Below are 21,193 nucleotides of genomic sequence, written 5' to 3'. Positions count from 1 at the left end.
CCACCGATTGAGGTTGTTACATGACCGAGCAAAAAAAGATTAACTTATTAGATTTAAACCGAGATGCAATGCGAGAGCTATTTGTATCATTCGGTGAAAAGCCATTCCGTGGCGATCAGGTGATGAAATGGATTTATCATTTTGGCGTAGATAATTTCGACGAAATGAGTAACGTAAACAAAAAGCTAAAAGAAAAGCTTAAAAATGAATGCGAAATTGTTGCACCAGAAATATCAGTTCGCCAACAAGCCAGCGACGGTACCATTAAATACGCACTCGTGTTAGAGGGCGGTCAAGAAGTTGAAGCAGTTTGGATCCCAGAAAAAGATCGTGCCACCTTGTGTGTATCTTCTCAAGTGGGCTGTGCACTAGAATGTACTTTTTGCTCAACGGCTCAACAAGGCTTTAACCGTAACTTAAAAGTGTCTGAAATTATCGGCCAAGTATGGCGAGTAGCCAAAGATATTGGCCTAGATGGCAACAGCGAAAAACGTCCTGTCACTAACGTAGTGATGATGGGTATGGGCGAGCCGTTACTTAACGTTAAAAACGTGGTACCGGCGATGGAATTAATGATGGACGACTGGGGCTTTGGTTTATCTAAACGCCGCGTTACATTAAGCACCTCAGGTGTGGTACCTGCCCTTGATTTATTGAAAGAAAAAATAGACGTAGCACTGGCAATTTCATTGCATGCGCCAGATAACGCCCTGCGTGATATTTTAGTACCGATCAATAAAAAATACCCAATTGAAGAGTTTTTAGCTGCGTGTCGTCGTTACATTGACGGTTCAAAAGCCAACAAAGATGTAACTATTGAGTATGTAATGCTTAACGGCGTGAACGATAGTACCGATCAGGCTCATGAACTGGTTAAAACGTTAAAAGGAACACCATCGAAGGTTAACCTTATTCCATTTAACCCATTCCCAGGTAATGAATATACTCGTTCAAGCAACAGTCGAATTGATCGTTTCTCTAAAGTATTACAAGCTGCGGGTATTACCTGTATTGTTCGTCGTACCCGAGGAGATGACATTGACGCTGCCTGCGGCCAGTTAGCTGGCGATGTTGTAGACCGTACGAAGCGTATGGCGAAAAAGAAAATGCGTGATGACAATGCAATTGCAGTGAATATTCATCAAGCCTAATTTTTTGAGTAATCAAGAGCCTTTGTGATATATCGTTTATTTTTAAATAAATGATGCAACACAAAGGCTTTGAGGTAAGATAGAGGTTATGGATATAAATAAAGAGACAAAGTAATGCGATCTTTACTTACGTTAGCACTATCAACACTGTTTTTAAGCGGTTGTGTTACCGAGAATAGTTACAACGGCAGCGATAAACCGGTCCTCGAGAATAAAATTAATAACGATGGTGCAGCTCGCACGCGCATAGCATTGGCATTACAGTATTTAAATACAGGCAATAACTCTCAAGCGAAATATAACTTAGAACGTGCCAGCGAGTACGCCCCAAACTTACCCGAAGTACACTACTCTTTAGCATACTATTACCAACAAGTTGGCGAGAACGGATTAGCCGACAAAGCCTATCAAAAAGCACTGGCTATCAAGCCAAACGACCCTAACACCTTAAACAACTACGGCACGTTTTTGTGCAGTATTAATGAGTATGATCGCGCCACCGATCAGTTTTTAAAAGCGATTGAAATACCCAGTTATATTCGTGTAGCGCAAAGCTATGAAAATTTGGCCCTGTGCGCTATTGAATTTAACGATTTCACAAATGCCGAGAGCTATTTTCAACAAGCACTAAACCATAGCTCACAACGCGCATCTACATTAATAAGTTTAGCGGCTCTATATTATGCAAAAAGCGACTTGTACAAAGCCAGTAACTTAATAAAACGTTATGACGATACCGCGCAAGTTTCTTCTCGCGCTTTGTTGCTTGGCTATTTGGTTAAACAACGAATGGGGAAAATTGAAGAAGCAGAAAAAATTGCGACAACCTTACTACAAACCTACCCAAGTAGTATGCAAGCTAACGCCATTCGCGATAATCAGTTAAGACGAACAGAATTTGAAGTACTACGTGAAAAATATCGCCAAGCCCAGCTAGATGAATTACAAGAAAGTAGTAATAACAACCAAATTATTGCTGAGCCGAAAATAAAAATTATTCGTAAAAAAAGCCCAGTACCGGCTTCAAATAACAAAGCGTCAGATGAGCAAATCAAAAAAATACGCTAGATAATTACACTCCTTTTAACTGTAAACTAAAATAAAGCACAAAGGGTGATGTGCAAATGCTTGTTTTAGGGGAAAGCAATTTAGCATTTCAGTGTGATACAATGCTAAACTGCTACAAATAAGGTGTATTAAAGGACTTAAAAACACATAAACTTTATCAAAACACGGTATAGTTTTTAAAATATTAAATGTAGTGCCTTTTTATAGTGCGCCTTAGCAACAAGAATTAACGAATACTAAAAAATAAAAACGAAGTCTTACTCTGGTTGTTAAGCCAAAACTTAAACTTTTACTAGTGGATCCAAACTGATACACATTATGAATGAAGATAATACACAACCGCAGAGCGATGAACCCTCTGTAGGTCAAATACTAAAAACACATAGAGAAAATGCAAACATTAGCCTTGCTAATATTGCCTCGTTATTAAAGTTAACTGAATTACAAGTTCAGCATATTGAAAACGATGAATATCATTTACTAGGCGCAAAAACATTTGTTAAAGGCTACATAAAAAATTATTGCCGCACACTAAACATAGATAGCAGCGCTATTTTAGCGATGTTGCCTGCCTTTAGTGCTTCAGATAAGCCTGTAGATATGCAAAGCTTTTCAAGGCGTACAGAAAAAGAAGCGCATGACAGTCGACTAATGACGGTAAGTTACTTAATTTTAGCCATTGTTATTGGCTCATCAGCCGTATGGTGGTGGCAAAATGCAACGCCTATTGATGAACAAACTAATACTATAAAAGCGAGTAACTCATTCATCACTGTGCAACAAGAAAATACAAAACGACTCGCTGATGAGGCCAATGAAGCTGTCGATGAAGCACAATCAAATAATATTGAGCCTGCACCACAAGCAAACCCAGCCGTAATCAATGAACAACAAACAATTCAGGCTGCGCCCCTTAACGATGCACAAAGCCAAAGTGAACTAACAAACAGTGATTTAAGCACCATTATTATGATGTTTAATGACGAAAGCTGGGTTGAAATCCACGATGCCAACGATGAGAAAATTGCATTTGGTGTAAAAAAAGCAGGCTACGAAATGACCCTAACCGGTGTAGCACCTTTTTCAGTAGTATTAGGCAAGCACGATGTTGTTCGTATTACCCTAAATGGTGAGCCAGTTGATATTTCGGCTTTTCCTAAAAACCGTTTAGCTAAATTTAAATTACCCTTAGCAGAGTAGTCGCTATGTTTTCAGAATCTCCTATAAAACGCAGAAAATCCACCCGCATTAATGTGGGTAATGTTCCAATTGGTGATGGTGCACCAATTGCCGTGCAGTCAATGACCAACACAGACACCATGGACATTGATGCCACTGTAGCTCAAATTCAAGCGATTCAAGATGCCGGTGCTGACATAGTGCGTGTATCTGTACCAACTATGGATGCAGCTGAAGCATTTAAAAGCATTAAAGAGCAGGTATCGATACCGCTGGTTGCTGATATTCACTTTGACTACCGTATTGCATTAAAAGTAGCAAAGTATGGCGTTGATTGTTTACGTATTAATCCAGGAAACATTGGCAGTGAAGAGCGTATTAGAGCGGTTGTCGACTCAGCTCGAGAGCATAACATTCCAATTCGTATTGGCGTAAATGGCGGCTCACTTGAGCGCGACCTACAAGAAAAATACGGCGAGCCAACACCTGAAGCTCTACTTGAATCGGCAATGCGCCATGTAGATATATTACGTCGCTTAGACTTTGACCAATTTAAAATTTCGGTGAAAGCGTCAGACGTATTTTTAGCAGTTGGCGCGTATCGTCTACTTGCAAAAGAGATCGATCAGCCACTGCATTTAGGCATTACTGAAGCAGGCGGCATGCGCTCTGGTTCAGTTAAATCGGCTGTTGGTTTAGGCATGTTATTAGCTGAAGGTATTGGTGACACGCTGCGTGTATCACTAGCAGCAGATCCAGTTCAAGAAATAAAAGTAGGCTTTGATATATTAAAATCATTGCGTATTCGCTCTCGCGGTATTAATTTTATTGCTTGCCCTAGCTGTTCACGCCAAGAGTTTGATGTAGTAAGCACCATGAATCAACTTGAAGAGCGTTTAGAAGATATTATTGAGCCAGTTTCAGTGTCAGTCATTGGCTGTGTGGTTAATGGACCAGGCGAAGCATTAGTGAGTGATATTGGCCTTGCCGGCGCAAACCGTCGCTCAGGTTTATACATTAATGGCGAACGCCAAAAAGCCCGTATTGATAACAATAATATTGTTGATCAACTTGAAGGCTATGTACGCGATTTCATTGAACAGAAGCAACAACAAACTCCAATCGACATAAAAATCGTAGAGTGATGTGTTGTTACAACACTATGTATTTAAATGACCTTTTTTAGTCGCGGTATTCACAACGTAGTATAAATTACGTACGCTCCGCTACGCTCGCAATTACCTTATAGTTAAGGTTATAATGCAGGGTCGATTTTTTAGTTTTACGTGGTTGCAGCCCAGGGTTGCACATAAACAGATTTAGGATTTATCAGTGGCAAAACAAATTCAGGCAGTTCGCGGTATGAACGATTGCCTGCCAGGCGATACGCAAGTTTGGCAGAAAGTAGAACACATTTTACGCGAGACCGTATCATCGTTTGGTTATCAAGAAATTCGTTTTCCAATTGTAGAATCAACCGACCTATTTAAACGCTCTATTGGTGAAGTAACCGATATAGTAGAAAAAGAAATGTACACCTTTGCCGATCGTAACGGCGACAATTTAACCTTGCGCCCGGAAGGGACTGCAGTGTGTGTACGTGCAGGTAACGAAAATGGCCTGTTATACAATCAAGAACAACGCCTTTGGTACATGGGCCCTATGTTTCGCCATGAACGCCCACAAAAAGGTCGTTACCGTCAATTTCATCAGTTTGGTTTAGAGACTTTTGGTATTGCCAGCGCCGATATTGACGCCGAAGTTATTTTACTCACGGCGCAACTTTGGGAAGCATTTGGCATTACTGACCATGTGCGTTTAGAACTTAATTCATTAGGTTCAAACGAAGCTCGCGCACAGTACCGCGATGCCTTAATCGCCTTTTTAGAACAACATACCGATGTACTAGATGAAGATTCAAAACGTCGTATGTACTCTAACCCACTGCGCGTTTTGGATACTAAAAATCCAGACATTCAGGCAATCTTAGTCGATGCACCAAAGCTATCTGAACATTTAGATGCTGAATCAAAAGAACATTTTGAAAATTTATGTGAACGATTAGATGCCGCAGGCGTCAAATACACGGTTAATGAAAAGCTGGTACGTGGCTTAGATTATTACAACCGCACTGTATTTGAATGGGTAACCGACAGCTTAGGTGCACAAGGTACTGTATGTGCTGGTGGTCGTTATGATGGCTTAGTAGAGCAATTAGGCGGTAAATCAACCCCTGCGGTAGGTTTCGCGATGGGTTTAGAGCGCTTGGTTTTACTACTTCAAGCACTTGAATGTGTAGGTGACATACGCCGTAGTGCTGATGTATATTTAGCAGCTATGGGCGACAAAGCCAGTATTCAAGCGCCTATAATTGCATCTACCTTACGTCGTGATGTACCTGGATTACGGGTTATGGTGCACGCTGGCGCTGGTAACTTTAAAAAACAACTCAAACGTGCTGATAAAAGCGATGCGCTCGTCGCAATTATTATCGGTGAAGATGAATTAGAGCAAGGCGTTGTGACTATTAAATACTTACGTGAGCGTAAGGAACAAGTCACACTAGAACTAGAACAAGCTAAAACGTTACTTGCAGAACTAATTAATAGCTAAATTATATAAAGCGTAAGTAGTGAAGCGCTTTAACAGAGGTAAGCATGGAAATTTATTCAACAGAAGAACAACAAGCAGAAGCAATTAAACGCTTTTTTCGTGAAAACGGCCTTTCACTAGCGTTAGGCGTTATTGTTGGTTTAGGTGGTTTATATGGCTGGAAAGCATACAACCAAAATCAAATAACGACTGCAGAGCAAGCATCTGATGCATACACTAAGCTTGTTGAAAGCGACAGCGTATTAGCATCTGCTGATGCATTTATCACTGAAAACAAAGACACTCAGTACGCAACTCTAGCGGCATTTGTTGCTGCAAAAGAAGCAGTAGATGCCCAAAACTTAGATGTAGCAAATGAAAAGTTAAGCTGGATCGTAACTAACGTTGATAACGCAGAGCTTAAAGCCATTGCAACAACACGTTTAGCGCGTGTGCAAATTGCTCAGCAGCAATACGATGATGCATTAAGTACGTTAAATGCTCCTCTTCCTGAAGCATTTAACGCAAATGTGGCTGAATTAAAAGGTGACATTTACACTCAGCAAGGCAATAAAGAACAAGCACGCGTAGCCTACCAAGCTGCTGTTGATGCCGGCGGATTAACGAGTAATCCTCTTTTACAAATTAAGTTAGATGACCTAGCAGTAACTAGCCCAGCGGCATAAGGTTTTAGGCATGAGAAAAATAACAACAGCAACGCTTGCCCTATGTATGGCAACCCTAATGGGGTGTTCTTCAAGTGATGACGAAGAAGAACTGGTGCTTCCAGAAATAGCCAATCAGTTTGAAACTGATGTGGTATGGCAAGAATCTATTGGGGACGGTGTAGAGCATTACTTTTCACGCCTATCACCTGCTGTTTATAAAGAGACAGTGTATGTTGCTAGCCGTGAAGGCCAAGTAGAAGCCTTATCACTTGCCAATGGCGATACCCAATGGGAAACCGACGTTCGCCAAGATTTATCGTTTTGGCCTTGGAGCGATAACGATAGTGCAAAATTATCAGGCGGAATATTACAAGCTTATGGTAAAATCTATTTAGGCTCTGAACATGGTTATGTAATTGCACTTGACCGTGAGACTGGTAAAGAAGTTTGGCGTAAAAAAGTACCTGGCGAATCACTCTCTAAACCCGCTGCAGGCGATGGCTTAATCTTTGTCAATTTAGCCTCAGGTAAGTTACTTGCGCTTCACCCAGATACTGGTGAAGAACGCTGGAGCTTTGAGCAAGAAGTGCCACCGCTAACTTTACGCGGTCAAAGCTCACCTACTGTGGCTAACGGTGGTGTGTTACTAGGCTTAGAAACTGGTAAGTTAAGTGTTTTAATTTCTGAGAGTGGCTACTCGGCATGGAGTGCAGAAATTGCAGTGCCAAAAGGCGCATCAGAGTTTGAACGTTTAGTTGATGTAGATACGCAGCCGATCATTAGCGGTCCATTTGCTTACGCTATTGCATACAATGGTAACTTATCAGCAGTAGATATTCGTTCAGGTAATGTTGTATGGAAACGTGAATACAGCAGCTACCGTGAAATTAGCATGGATTTGCAAACAATTTACGTTGTTGATAGTAACGGCGTTGTTTATGCACTTGATAAAGATTCAGGCATTGAACGTTGGAGCCAACCCGCTCTACGTGGCTGGTACTTAACAGGTCCAGCGGTTGCCGGTAATTATTTAGCGTTAGGTGACCAAGAAGGCAATTTGCATTGGTTAAATAAAGAAACTGGCGAGCTAGTATCTCGTGAAGACTTTGACAGCTCAGGTTTTTTTGTTGAGCCCGTTGTCGCTGACGATAAATTGATTTTATACACCCGCGATGGTGAAGTTAGCGCGGTAAAAATACCGAACTAACTGTCTACTATTAGTGTAAGGCACTAATAGTTAATTATTTTTTGTAAGGCTTCGCACTGCGAAGCCTTTTGTTGTTTTTTAAAGAGGTAGTTTATGCTTCCCGTGATCGCTCTTGTAGGGCGACCCAATGTGGGCAAATCCACATTATTTAACCGTTTAACACGTACTCGTGATGCACTCGTTGCCGACTTTCCTGGCTTAACGCGTGATAGAAAATATGGCCAAGCAAATTACGATGGCTTTGAATTTATCGTGGTAGATACGGGCGGTATTGATGGCTCAGAAGAAGGTATCGAAACCGAAATGGCTGATCAGTCATTACTAGCCATTGAAGAAGCGGATATTGTTTTATTTTTAGTTGATGCTCGCGTGGGTATGACAGTGGCTGATCAAGCTATTGCTAACCACTTACGTAAGCAAGAGAAAAAATGTTTTGTTGTTGCCAATAAAACAGACGGCATTGATGCTGACTCAAACTGTGCTGAATTTTATCAACTTTCACTTGGTGAAGTTCATCATATCGCTGCCGCACATGGCCGTGGTATTACTTTACTGCTTGAGCAAACTCTTCAGCCTGTTATTGCTGAACTTGCCGCTCTTGATGAAGATGTAGCCGATGACGATGAAGAACTTATCGACTTATATCAAGAAGGTGAAGAAGATGACACCGATCACCAAGCGTTTGCCGACAAGCCGGTAAAGCTGGCAATTATTGGTCGTCCAAATGTAGGTAAGTCAACCCTTACTAACCGTATACTAGGTGAAGACCGGGTTATTGTATACGATATGCCAGGTACAACCCGCGACTCAATTTACATTCCGATGACCCGTAACGACAAAGAATATATTCTTATCGATACCGCTGGTGTGCGTAAACGTAAAAAAGTAAGTGACGTGGTTGAGAAATTCTCAGTCATTAAAACGCTACAAGCAATCGAAGATTGTAACGTCGTGTTACTAGTGGTTGATGCCCGCGATGGTATCTCTGATCAAGACTTAAGCCTGTTAGGTTTTGCCCTTAACTCAGGACGCTCATTGGTTATTGCCGTGAACAAGTGGGATGGCCTAGATAACTACGTTAAAGACCGTATTAAGACTGAGCTTGATCGTCGTTTAGGCTTTATTGATTTTGCCCGCCTACACTTTATCTCTGCTCTGCATGGTACCGGTGTTGGCCATTTATTTGAATCAGTTGACGAAGCGTATGAGTCGGCAACTAAGCGAATTAGCACTGCTATGCTGCGTCGTATTATGGACATGGCACAGGCCGACCACCAGCCGCCACTTGTTCGTGGACGTCGTGTTAAGCTTAAGTATGCGCATGCTGGGGGCTACAACCCGCCACGTATTGTTATTCATGGTAACCAAGTACATGACCTACCTGATAGCTACAAACGCTACTTAATGAACTACTACCGTAAAGCACTTAAAATTATGGGTACGCCAATCAAAATTGAATTTAGAGAAGGCGATAACCCATTTGCAGGGCGTACTAATAAAGTAACCCTGTCGCAAAAACGTAAAATTCGCGCGTTTAGTAAAGAAAACCGCAATAAGTCATAACGATTTTGATTAAGTCAGTTTAATAAAACGGTGTACTTTATAGTACGCCGTTTTTTATGATTCAAAATTAAGTAATGCCAATTGCACCAGCCGTTCAACTGTGGTGCCTTGAAGGTTTTTAGGCGCTTTAGGATAATATTTCGATTTTGGCGTTTTAATAGTTATAAACCCATGATTGGTGGCCATTTCTTGGGCTAGCAGTTTTCGTTCTTTGGGTGTTAAATGGTTTTCATGTATTTTGCTTAATTCGCCACTATCAAGCCATATTCCCGCACAGCTTGGGCACTCATCTATTTCAACTGCTTTTAGCGGTGAAAAATACCTACGCATCATCACTATGCTTGGGCATTTAGGGCAATTTACTCGCATTGCGACTTCACCCTCACCTTCGGCATAATTACTTAAATACTTAAGTAAAACCTGACCATGTTTTAACTCTGGCGAGCTAAATTTAAAAATTTGGCTGTTATCGAAAAAAACGCCTCCTAACGACGATGTATAAACAGTGATACCGCCAACTAATATAGACTCCAATGGTGTATTCGTACGAGGGCACAACATTTTCAAAATCCTTTTTATTTTAATACCTAAAGTTAAATAGTTATTCTAATGCTTTGTGTATCAGGCCAATTAATGGTGGTAGCAATGTAGTGTGACCTGCCAATACAAACTCATGTGCATCATCTGACATTTTTTGTCACGTGTGGCAAATAATCCCAATCCATTTTTCTTCATCATAATCGGATTTCGAACCTGCAAAGCTAAGCATGAAATGCTCAATAAATATTTGGGTGTTGGCTATTCGCCTTTTCGGTTAGCAAAATACGTTATTAAATATCGCTACTCCAATATGTTTTATTTTAAACACCAGTAAAACAATAAGCTAGACTGCTGTTAAAAACCAACGCATTAATTGAGTGAACTTGTTATTATCGTAAAATAGGCACGCGCATGAATAACAATTAAAACTCTAAAAAGTGAAATTCAACATGTTTAAAAAAACAATTTTAGCTATTTGTTTAGCAGCCACCTCGCTGCCAAGCTTAGCCGACAGTAACAGTGACTTAACAATCATTATTGATAACCATTGGCAAAATGCCAAAGCTGAGAAAATATTTTTTAGAACCGATCCAGACGGTTGGAAACCAAACGGTACATTGCCAAATTGGAGTGAGCAAGCCATTGCTAAGCGCCAAGCTTATAACAACAGCGTACTAAAAAGCTTAGCCAGCATTGACCCAAAAACACTCAATAGCGAGCAGCTAATGAACTACCGCTTATTTAAATATGAGCGAGAAACAGAGCAGCAAAGCTACCTTTATCAAGATAAGTATTTTCCGGTTAATTTTTTAAGTGGCAGGCATACTTACTTTGCAGAAGCGCCAGCTAACATGGCCTTTTTAACTGCCGAGGATTACGATGCATTTTTAGTTAGCCTTAGTGACTACCCTCGTTTTAATCAGCAAAACATTAATTTAATGAAACAAGGCATTCAAACCGGTTTTACACATTACTGCGAAACGTTTAAAAATTATGGCCAAAGCATTAACGCTCATATAGTTAAACAACCTGAGAATAGCGCCTTATATGAGCCATTTACCCGCATTCCTAATACATTTACTGCAGCGCAAAAAGAAACTTACCAAAATAAAGCTAAAACATTAATTGCCTCAAAAGTTGTGCCTGCTTATCAGCACTTTTACGATTTTTTTGAAAACGAATATATGCCGCACTGTAGATCGCAGCCGGGTATTGCAAGTATTAAAGGGGGCCTTGATTATTACAAGTACACGGTTAATTATTACACCACCACTAACTCTACACCTAAACAAATTCATGAACTCGGCCTTAAAGAAGTGGCGCGCATTAAAGCACAAATGCAAGCCATTATTGATAACGTTGGTTTTGAAGGCAGCTACAGCGACTTTTTAAAATTTTTAGCAACCGATGAGCAATTTTACGCAAAAGACGCCCAAGACTTGCTAGAAAAAACCGCTTTTATAACGCAAAAAATGTATGGCAAACTCCCCACTTACTTTGGCCATTTACCGCGTAACACCTTTACTATAAAAGGCTCAGCGAGTCGTGGGGCGTTTTATATGCCACCTGCTGATAACCGCTCGCCTGGTACTTACTTTTTAGCCTCAACTCCAAAACTGCAGCCTTTATATAATTTAGAAGCACTTAGCCTACACGAAGCCATACCTGGGCATCATTTACAAAACGCCATTGCGATGGAGTTAGACGTTCCTGAGTTTAGACGCACACTGAGCCACTCTGCTTTTGGCGAGGGCTGGGCACTTTATACAGAGCGTTTAGGTAAAGAAGCGGGCTTTTACCAAAGCCCGTACAGCGATTTTGGCCGTTTAGGCTACGAAATGTGGCGCGCAGTGCGCTTAGTGGTTGATACCGGTATTCATGCTTTTGGTTGGAGCCGCCAAAAGGCGATTGATTATTTGGCTGATCATACCGCCTTGCCACAAAGCGCCGTGGAAGATCAAATAGACCGCTATATTTCATGGCCAGGCCAAGCGCTCTCATACAAAATGGGCGAAATTAAAATACGCGAACTGCGTGCAAAAGCCGAAAAAGAACTAGGCGCACAATTTGATATACGCAGCTTTCACGACACCGTTATTGGTCAAGGTTCACTTCCTATGGCGGTACTTAAAGATGTAATTAACGACTGGATAGCACAGCAAAAATTAGCTATCTAAGATACAACGGAAACAAATTGAGAGGCGGTATTGTTATCGCCTCTTTTTAAAGCCCTATTAAACACCTCAAAACTAATCCCTGCTCGCTTTTGCTTCGTAAAATAAATGATTTTAAAAAACCAGAGCATAAGTATGAAAAAGCGTATTCTGTATTGGCTGCAAAATGACTTGCGCATTGACGACAACCCCATACTCAATGATTTATCACAACAACAATGTGAGTTGGACCTGGTCTTTGTGATTAACCCTGCTTGGTTTAAAAGCAATAACTATCAACAAAAACCCTATGGTGTCCACAAACAACGCTTTTTAATGCAAAGCCTATATGAGCTACAGGAGTCTATTTTAGAGCTTGGCCAAACCTTACATATTATTGAAGGCGATCCAGTTGAGGTATTAACACAGCGTATTAATGAGCTTAGCATTGACGAAGTTGTATATAGCCAGCAAATAGGTGTATATGAACAGCGCCAAATGAGTGCTCTTAAGTCAAAATGCACGACTGTGGTATTTAAATCTGTGATGCAAGATACTTTATATCAACAACAGCAACTGCCCTTTGAACTAGCTAATTTACCAACCGGCTTTACACCTTTTAGAAAAAAGATCGAAGCGGCAGAAATTAGTTTAGCCACACATACATTTTCAGCGGCAAGATTGCCTCCACCTATTATACTTTGCGCAAAACAACCGATAGAAAAGCCAGCAACAGGGAATACACAATTACTTGGTGGGCATCAGGCTGCGCTTGAGCACTGCCAGCAGTACTTTTCATCGGCTTTACCGAGTAGCTATAAAATCACTCGCAATGAGCTGGATGGCTTTGATAACTCAACAAAATTTAGTAGTTGGCTGGCTTTTGGCTGTATTAGTGCCAAGCAAGTTTTTTGTGCTGTAGATGCTTATGAAGCGCAGTATGGAGCAAACGAGTCAACTTACTGGATCAAGTTTGAATTGCTCTGGCGTGAGTATTTCAAGTGGCATGCAATTAATGTTAAGCATCAGTTATTTACCTTTAAAGGTAAGAAACAAAGCTCGCCACTTACCACGTTTAGCCCGAATCGTTTTGCTAAATGGTGCCAAGGCAGTACACCTTACCCGTTAGTTAATGCCATTATGAAAGAGCTAAATGCAACAGGCTTTATTAGCAATCGCTCAAGACAAATCGTTGCTAGTTGTTTAGTAAACGAACTACAACTAGACTGGCGCTATGGTGCGGCTTACTTTGAGCAACAGTTAATCGATTACGATGTGGCGTCGAATTGGGGTAATTGGCAATATATTGCTGGAGTTGGGGTCGATCCGCGCGGCGGACGTCACTTTAATTTGCAAAAACAAACCCAGCAATATGATCCGCACGGTGAATACATTGCTAAGTGGCAAGGAAATGAGCACTGCGATGCACAATTAGATGACTTAGACGCCGCTGATTGGCCAGTGTAAAAATAAAACCTCAAACATAATACTGGCTAGCTGACTCTCGTTATAAGCCCAAGGTTAAATCTTGGGCGAGAGTGCCGCTGGGTTTTTCTACTACGCGGTTAACTTCAACCCCGTTATGCTTAATAATAAAAGTGGGGGTATATTGTAAGTCATGCGCCAGGGCAATACCTGCCTCATCACGTTTGTCATAACCGACTGTAACAAAGGTTATTTTCGAAAGTTTAACCTTAGACTCATCGAGTAACTTTATTAATCGGGGGACTTCACGGGCACTGTCATGACACCACGTGCCTAAAAGCACTAACACCTCTTTACCTGCTAATTTTTGCATCAATACAACGTCTTGCGGTGTGGGCGAAAATGTTTGGTATTGCTTAGCAAATTTATCGTGCTCGCTTAATAAACGCTTAGCAGTCATAGCGTCCGAGTGTGGTTTGAGCGTTGCATTCACTGCCAGTGGTAAACTCAACATTAAAAGTAAAATTAATTGTTTAAACATAATCTTATACTTAAATAGTGTTTTAGTTACTATACCCACAATCGAGCTTAAGTAAATAAAAGTTACTTGCTTTTATCCATAAAATCATCCACTTGTGATAAAACGGCTAAGTACTCACGTTTGGCTTCTTTGTTTTGTTCTAATTTATCTAAATCACCGATTAACGTTACTAATTGCGTATGTGAATAACTCGATGTTGTTCTAAACTCGTTCGACGCCCCCACACCACTGAGTCGTTTTCTTTCATCCATACTATGACTATCTTCATTTTTCTCGAGCCAAATATCATTAATAAGACGAATATTACTCTCACTGGTGGTGGTTTCTTTCAATTCTTTTTTTAGCTCGTATTGAGATATTTCGGGATTAAACTGATACACTTTTTTATCTACATCCACCTCATGAGCCTGATCAAGGGCAACCAATTCGTTATTTTTTACAGCGGTACCAATAGTGTAATTTTCTTGTTTGTCATAATAATCAGGAGGGATGTCAGAGCGGTTACCTTCTTCATAATTAAAACGCGTGCTCGCCGTTTTATCTTGAGTAACCCCAGTTAACCCTGCTGATTTTTGGTGTTCTGTATTTTGACTCAGCTTTGTGGTGCTTGTTGCTATGTAATCCCCCTGATCCATTGCAAAAGAGAATTTTGCATCAAAATCAGCTAACTTAGAAATACCATCGCCTAAGGAATTTTTATTACTACTTCCTAGTCCTTGGTAGCGTGGATCTTTGGTGATCATGTTGTCAACTAAATTAGCGACAAGCTCGCGTCCATTAGTAAACTGCTTTGTAGCAACCGACTCAATTTCACTGTAGCGCTCAGCGGCTGATGACATACTACTAAACGCACTTTTAAATACAGCCAACCCTTGTTTCATTACTTCATCACTTTTTTGGCCAAACGCCGAACGTGTACTTTTCTCAGAGCTATTGAGCTGGCTATCTTCTAAGCTTTTATCGAGCGCTTTTATGTATTGTTGCATTTGGCTTTTGTCTTGAGCGCCAATGGTTGACATATCAAGCGAAAAATCAATATTGTTTTGTCCGTTTACCGATTCAAACTCCAGTATTTGCTGCTCAGAATCCTCATCAAGGGTATAACTTAAATTAAGCTCATTATCTATTCCAAGGAGCGCTCCATCAGCATCGCCAGTATTTCCCTCTGACGTTGAAAAGTACAAATCAAAACCCGAAAGTTCTTTGTTATCAAAATTGCTTAGAAAGCTTAAATCTAAATCAGCTTGGTTTGCGGGTACGTAACGGCTGTAAGCGCTTTGTTTAGCCTTAAAAAATTCATCCGCCATTTCACCAACACCAGAAAGTACTTGCGTTAATGCTTGGTGTTCAGTCTCAGATAAGTCGCCATCTACTTCATAACTTATGCTAAATTCGTCAGTGGTTTCGCCTGTTTCCTCATCATAACCTTGCGCAGAATGAAAGGCGATATTGATAACATCACCTTCTTTGGTTTTTACCGAAAGCTCAAACCCATAGTTATCATCGTCTTCAAATCGCTCGCGATTAAAGCTTTCCATGAAAGGATTAAGTGAGCGCTCAACACGCTGTTGGCTAGATGCTAAAAATGTTTTTTGATTAAATCCCAGTTGCCCCAAGTTTGATAAAATATCGCTAGTGTTGGCATAAGCACCTTGGATATTTTTTACCGAAGAATTTAAGCGCTCAATTAACTGATCGCTACGTTCGTTTTTTAATAAGCCCTCTTGCTGAGAGCTTATTACCGTACGTAGTGCAACCTCTTCACTAGAGAGCTTATAATTTGAGCCACTGGGTGCGCTGGAAATCGTGAGTAACGAGGATAATTGCTGATTAAGTATTTCATCGACTTGTTGGTCACTAAACTGACTAAGCATTTCATCAGTGATTGTTGCCGAACTTGGCGCTAAGTGAGCACGCGATTGCAAACCTGTGGGCATACTGGTTTGGTTTGAATTATTGACCGATTGGGCAAGCAACGCATTTAAGTTAGCATAATTGCCTTGTAGTTTATTAACCATGATTATCCTTAATCTGCAGTACAATATAAATACGGTATCGGCCAACGAATTAAAAGCTTTAATTATTTTTTTATTATTTAAAAATAAAGTATTTACGCAAAAAACATACTTTAAAAGTAATTAGCAGGTTTTGGCAAGCAGCGACTTTAATATGTCTGATACAAACTTGCGCTGCGCGGTAATGGCATAGAAGTGCTCAAACGCATCGGGTAAACGCTGATATTCAACTAGTAGGCCTTGTTCTATTTCATCCTTTACTACAACTGATGGCAATACCGATAACGCACCACTATCACGGGCAAGTAATCGCAGCATAGCCATATCATCAGCCTCTGCTTTTATTTTTGGCTGATACTGCCAACGAGCACACAAAGCATTAAATGAGTCTCTAATAGCAGAAGTTTTAGCGGGTAACACCCACTGTGCATCCGTGTAACCTGTTGGAAATTGGCCACGTATTTTTTTATCAGCTGGACCCACTATAGCTAATGGCTGACGAGATACCAACTGACTTTGCCAAAGCTGATCGTAGTGCTCAAATCCGATGGGTTTATTAGTTAAAACTAAATCCAGTTCGTGTTCTGCCAAGCCATTTAACAGCCCATCCATACGCCCTGCAGTCAGCGTAAAGCGAACTTCGTTATTGCTCATTAAGGGATTAATAAACTCTTCGATAAAGTTACGAGAGAGCGTATTGAGCACTCCGATTGATAAATGCTGGGTTTGCGAAATCACCCCTTTATGAATAAAAGAAGACAGTTCCTCCCCTTTGGTGAATATATCGTTGGCGTACATTTGCACCCGCTTTCCCATATCGGTTAATGCGAGTGTGCGGCCTTTACGTTCAAATAACTCAATATTAATGGTGTGTTCTAATTGTTTTATTTGCGTAGAGAGCGCTGACTGCGACAAATGCAGCTCTTTCGCCGCTTGGGTTAAGTTACCAATGCGAGCAACCGACCAAAAATAATATAAATGATGATAATTTAAACGGCTCATTATTGTTCTCTTTTATAGAACGTTTACATGCATTATATCTATTTTTATTTAGTTATCTAGTTTGCCATACTTTGCTCACTAAATAAGGAGCACTGAATGAGTGAGTATATTATTTCGTTGTTACTGCTAATAATGCCTTTAAGCACATTTATAGCAGCCTGGTTAATTGGCCAACGATCGCGCGCTTCAAATGGTCATGTACTGTTTAAAGTAATGCTGTTTAATAGCCTTGCATTTATAACAGCTATTACGCTTCATCAAATTTATGCTTTTGATTTACTCAGTTTCTTATCGCTGACCATGACCCGAATTATTATGCTGGGGCTTATATTATTTATCACGCTGATATTGATTCGCTTTTGTAGGCACTATATGCAAGGTGAGCCACGCGTAAACTACTTTTGGCGATGGCTATTACTAACCATCACAGCCGTATTAGTTGTGGTTATGAGCAACCACTTAGCGCTATTTTGGCTAGGTTGGGTGGCGATAAGTTTAGCACTACATAAACTTTTAATGTTTTACCCTGAGCGCCCACGAGCGGTGCTTGCCGCCCATAAAAAATTTATTGTGGCACGTGTTGCCGAATCCTTATTACTAATTGCATTTGGTATTTTGTGGTTCACTCACAATAGCCTGTACATAAGTGATATAACCGCCTTTTATCACACCACCACACAACCACTGTCTTTTGCAGAGCAAGTTGCCGCTTTTTTAATTGCCTGTGCAGCCTTAATAAAATGTGCTCAACTTCCAATACACGGTTGGCTAATTAAAGTGGTTGAAGTACCGACACCGGTGAGCGCGTTATTACATGCGGGAGTCATTAATTTAGGTGGCTTTTTATTAATTTTATTTGCTCCTTTGTTTATTCAAGCTAGCGCAGCCCAATGGTTAATTTTAATTGTTGCAGGTTTAACTACGGTGATCAGCGCATTAATAATGACCACTCGAATAAGCGTTAAAGTTCGGCTTGCCTGGTCTACCAGTGCGCAAATGGGGTTAATGCTGGTAGAGTGTGCGCTGGGGTTATTTGAGCTGGCTTTACTTCACCTTGTTACCCACTCAACTTATAAAGCTTTCGCATTTTTAAACTCAGGTAACGGCGTAAATGAAGATCTGATCCGTCGCCATATGCCAAAACAATCACCAGTATGCTTTGACTGGTTAGCCGGTGCGCTTATTTCAATAATAATCGTTGGTGCAGCATGGTTTATCAGCTCTTATCAGGGAGCGGTAAGTATTTGGTTGCTTTTAGCATCAGCGTTAACCATTTTGCTTGCAAATCAGCATGGTACAGCTACGGCTAAAACACGCAGTAAAAAACTGTTAATTGCACTATTAGTGGTCTTTAGCTATGTAGCGGCTAAAAATATCTTTGCGTTTGCACTTCCCCTTGAGCAGTGGCGCGAACCTGCATTTAGCCTAGCTGACAGTTGGGTAATAGCCCTTATTTTAACCTTAATGATAGCAAGCTACTATTTGCGCTATCAGTCTTGGCGACCTCAGGTTAAATCATTATCTACTTTATTATTTGCAGGCTTGTATTTAGATGAGTGGTTTACACGATTAACACTAAAAATATGGCCGATAAATTTGCCTAATAATGGCCACACTGATTTAAAAAATCATGCCGCTGGGATCACTATTGAGGAATCAAAATGAGCACTCTAACGCCTTCAGATAATAGAGCACTCTCGCTAAGCGACAGTCAAAATAGCCTACTTAATAAAGTATGCGGTTACATAGCACCAAACTGGCCGTTAGATCAGATGATTGCAGTTAACCCATTTTGGGAAATGCGCCATATGCCAATTGAAGATGTAAGCGCACGACTGGATACCTTATGTAATGCCAACATGCTAATGTCTAAGGATTTTTATCTACAAAAATATAATGCTGGCATGATTACCGACAAACACTTAGCCGATGCCGCAACGCTACTTAATAGTGACTTTAATAAAGAGCAACTATTACAAGCGCTTAGAGTTGATGTGCCATTAGTAGACTGGCACAACATTGCTGATTTACTCGACCAACAACGTAATAAGCATAAAATGGCTTGGCATGATGAAATTACTCATCAGTTGAGTCAGTTTTGTGCTGCACATTATCAACAACTCGGCCCTATGCTGCATCGTAATGATACTCAAGCCCCATCTGAATTATATCGCCATTGGCTTACTGTTATTCAAGCTGATAAAGGCATTAGCATTGTTATGGATGAACGGCATTTAAATGGCTATTTTAAGCAATTACCCACATCCGCTGATGAACTAATTGCACTGACTCTTAAAACGCTTAACATAGATAATGACTCGTTAGAGTTATACGCGCACTCATTGCTCTTAGATATTAACGGTTGGGCATCGTGGCTTGCGTATTTACGTTTTCAAGGTCAGCTTTACGACACCCCAACAGATGAGATGAAGCAACTTCTGGCCATGCGCATGGCATGGGACTTAGTGATTTGGCAGTACCTAGCCAATCACGATAGTGCTACATTTAAACAACTGCAAAGCCAGTGGCAACAAGAAAAGGCGCTTGTTGTTGAGCGCTTACATGCACATAAATTAGCACAAAAGCCATTATGGGTGTGGGCAAAAGCAATGGAACTCAGCTTTCAATATCCGCTTAATGAGGCTCTGCAAACCGCGACAAAAGCCCCCGTGACAAACGCTCAATTACAAGCAGTGTTTTGTATTGATGTTCGCTCGGAAGTGATTCGCCGTGCGCTAGAGTCTCAAAGTCAACATATTGAAACGTTTGGCTTTGCAGGTTTTTTTGGTTTACCGCTGGAATATCAAGAAAATGGCAGTGCTATTACTCGCCCACAGCTCCCTGGGCTACTTAAACCGGCTATACATGCCACGCAAACTCACAAAGACGCGACACTTGAAGCATCACGCCAAAATAGTGCCACATGGCAAAGCTGGTCAAAATCGGCCCCTTCATCGTTTTCTATGGTTGAGTCAGCAGGTTGGCTATACGCATTTAAACTAATAAAAAATACCTTTTTATCTAAAGGCGATGCTAAAAAGTGCACCCCAACTGACTGGCAATTAACACAAAACCAGCAGCAACTTACCCTAAAAGACAAAACCGATTTAGCCCAAAAAGTGCTTACTACTTTAGGTATAAAAGCGTTGGCACCACAGGTAATGTTAGTGGGTCATGCTAGCCATACAACCAATAACTTACACAGTGCTGGCCTAGATTGCGGCGCCTGTGGCGGGCAAAGTGGTGAAGTGAATGTGCGAGTACTCGCAAGCCTACTTAACGATATTCAAGTACGTCAAGCGCTTAAATCTCGGGGACTCACACTGTCAGAAAACACCCAGTTTATTGCAGCCATTCATAATACAACCACAGATGTGATCACCACCTATGATGCTCAACTGGATGATAATCTAAAAAAATGGCTCAGTGTGGCAACACAAACAGCTCAGCGCGAACGCTTAGTTAATATAGAGCCAAAGCTGATTGATAAATCAGCGGATAAAATTAATCACGCTTATCATCAACGTGCCCGCGATTGGTCGCAGGTACGTCCTGAATGGGGGCTTGCAAATAATGCCGCCTTTATTGTCGCGCCGCGCGCATGGACGCGAAATATTAACTTACAGGGACGCTGTTTCTTACACGATTATGAGTGGGAAAGCGATAACGACTTTGCAATATTAGAGCTTATTATGACTGCGCCTATGATAGTCACCCATTGGATCAATAGCCAATATAATGCCTCGGTTAACGACAATCACAAATACGGCAGTGGTAATAAAATACTTCATAATGCGGTGGGCGGTAACATAGGCTTATTTGAAGGTAATGGCGGCGACCTGCGCATAGGCTTGGCCATGCAATCGCTACACAATGGCGATAAATGGATGCACGAACCTATTCGCCTTAATGTATATATTGCTGCGCCAAAATCAGCAATCGCAGCAATTTATAACAAGCATACGATGGTGAAGGAACTAATTGATAACCACTGGCTAACACTCATTCGTTGGGGCGATGACAACACCTTAGAGCGCTTTGAAAACGGGTACTTCACTACAGTTGCCCCCTCCACAGAGCGAGCATGAT

Annotated in this window: 15 protein-coding genes and 1 pseudogene; 12 read left to right on the top strand and 4 right to left on the bottom strand. The window is 41.0% G+C overall.

The annotated features are described in order from the left end of the window. The first annotated feature begins 20 nt into the window (after positions 1 to 20). The 8 genes and pseudogenes from rlmN (at position 21) to der (ending at position 9,428) form a co-directional block, all read left to right on the top strand. Positions 21 to 1,151, top strand: a complete 1,131-nt coding sequence (rlmN, locus tag CWB76_RS04630) for a dual-specificity RNA methyltransferase RlmN (RefSeq protein WP_010389431.1) — start codon at positions 21 to 23, stop codon at positions 1,149 to 1,151. Between the two features lie 114 nt (positions 1,152 to 1,265). Then, positions 1,266 to 2,165, top strand: a pseudogene (pilW, locus tag CWB76_RS04625) (type IV pilus biogenesis/stability protein PilW); the annotation flags it as partial. A gap of 372 nt (positions 2,166 to 2,537) precedes the next feature. Next, positions 2,538 to 3,419, top strand: a complete 882-nt coding sequence (locus CWB76_RS04620) for a RodZ domain-containing protein (protein WP_138605801.1) — start codon at positions 2,538 to 2,540, stop codon at positions 3,417 to 3,419. A gap of 5 nt (positions 3,420 to 3,424) precedes the next feature. Beyond that, complete coding sequence (ispG, locus tag CWB76_RS04615) at positions 3,425 to 4,543, top strand: flavodoxin-dependent (E)-4-hydroxy-3-methylbut-2-enyl-diphosphate synthase (protein ID WP_008111348.1); 1,119 nt, start codon at positions 3,425 to 3,427, stop codon at positions 4,541 to 4,543. Between the two features lie 187 nt (positions 4,544 to 4,730). After that, a complete protein-coding gene (gene hisS / locus CWB76_RS04610; RefSeq protein ID WP_138605799.1) occupies positions 4,731 to 6,011 on the top strand; it encodes a histidine--tRNA ligase in 1,281 nt (426 codons plus the stop codon). A 44-nt stretch (positions 6,012 to 6,055) separates the two neighbouring features. After that, positions 6,056 to 6,676, top strand: a complete 621-nt coding sequence (locus tag CWB76_RS04605) for a YfgM family protein (protein ID WP_138605797.1) — start codon at positions 6,056 to 6,058, stop codon at positions 6,674 to 6,676. Positions 6,677 to 6,686: 10 nt separating this feature from the next. Beyond that, a complete protein-coding gene (gene bamB / locus CWB76_RS04600) occupies positions 6,687 to 7,865 on the top strand; it encodes an outer membrane protein assembly factor BamB (protein ID WP_138605795.1) in 1,179 nt (392 codons plus the stop codon). Positions 7,866 to 7,958: 93 nt separating this feature from the next. Continuing rightward, positions 7,959 to 9,428, top strand: coding sequence for a ribosome biogenesis GTPase Der (gene der / locus CWB76_RS04595; RefSeq protein ID WP_010389444.1), 1,470 nt, complete (start codon positions 7,959 to 7,961; stop codon positions 9,426 to 9,428). Positions 9,429 to 9,482: 54 nt separating this feature from the next. Here the strand turns inward: der and CWB76_RS04590 are convergent, their stop codons facing one another. After that, positions 9,483 to 9,989 (bottom strand): TFIIB-type zinc ribbon-containing protein, encoded by a 507-nt coding sequence (locus CWB76_RS04590; RefSeq protein WP_138605793.1) that lies wholly within the window; start codon positions 9,987 to 9,989, stop codon positions 9,483 to 9,485. A 428-nt stretch (positions 9,990 to 10,417) separates the two neighbouring features. Here CWB76_RS04590 and CWB76_RS04580 point away from each other — a divergent pair, with 428 nt between their 5' ends. Together CWB76_RS04580 and CWB76_RS04575 are read left to right on the top strand one after the other, a co-directional pair. Then, on the top strand, positions 10,418 to 12,145 hold the full coding sequence (locus tag CWB76_RS04580; protein WP_138605791.1) for a DUF885 domain-containing protein: 1,728 nt from the start codon (positions 10,418 to 10,420) through the stop codon (positions 12,143 to 12,145). A 132-nt stretch (positions 12,146 to 12,277) separates the two neighbouring features. Beyond that, on the top strand, positions 12,278 to 13,588 hold the full coding sequence (locus CWB76_RS04575) for a DASH family cryptochrome (protein ID WP_138605789.1): 1,311 nt from the start codon (positions 12,278 to 12,280) through the stop codon (positions 13,586 to 13,588). 40 nt (positions 13,589 to 13,628) lie between these two features. Here the strand turns inward: CWB76_RS04575 and CWB76_RS04570 are convergent, their stop codons facing one another. From CWB76_RS04570 to CWB76_RS04560, 3 genes are all read right to left on the bottom strand, one after another. Continuing rightward, complete coding sequence (locus tag CWB76_RS04570) at positions 13,629 to 14,087, bottom strand: TlpA family protein disulfide reductase (protein ID WP_138605787.1); 459 nt, start codon at positions 14,085 to 14,087, stop codon at positions 13,629 to 13,631. Positions 14,088 to 14,149: 62 nt separating this feature from the next. Continuing rightward, on the bottom strand, positions 14,150 to 16,105 hold the full coding sequence (locus tag CWB76_RS04565) for a hypothetical protein (protein WP_138605785.1): 1,956 nt from the start codon (positions 16,103 to 16,105) through the stop codon (positions 14,150 to 14,152). A 120-nt stretch (positions 16,106 to 16,225) separates the two neighbouring features. Next, on the bottom strand, positions 16,226 to 17,104 hold the full coding sequence (locus CWB76_RS04560) for a LysR family transcriptional regulator (RefSeq protein WP_138605783.1): 879 nt from the start codon (positions 17,102 to 17,104) through the stop codon (positions 16,226 to 16,228). Positions 17,105 to 17,200: 96 nt separating this feature from the next. On the opposite strand from CWB76_RS04560, the gene CWB76_RS04555 reads away from it, so the two are divergent. Together CWB76_RS04555 and CWB76_RS04550 are read left to right on the top strand one after the other, a co-directional pair. After that, positions 17,201 to 18,769, top strand: coding sequence for an NADH-quinone oxidoreductase subunit L (locus CWB76_RS04555; protein WP_138605781.1), 1,569 nt, complete (start codon positions 17,201 to 17,203; stop codon positions 18,767 to 18,769). After that, positions 18,766 to 21,192: a YbcC family protein gene (locus CWB76_RS04550; protein WP_138605779.1), complete on the top strand. Its 2,427-nt coding sequence runs from the start codon at positions 18,766 to 18,768 to the stop codon at positions 21,190 to 21,192. Before CWB76_RS04555 ends, CWB76_RS04550 begins: the two co-directional genes overlap by 4 nt. Position 21,193 lies beyond the last annotated feature (1 nt).

The sequence above is a fragment of the Pseudoalteromonas sp. S1609 genome, from assembly GCF_005887255.1.
GTDB lineage: Bacteria > Pseudomonadota > Gammaproteobacteria > Enterobacterales > Alteromonadaceae > Pseudoalteromonas.
This window is presented reverse-complemented; position numbering and strand designations above follow the sequence as displayed.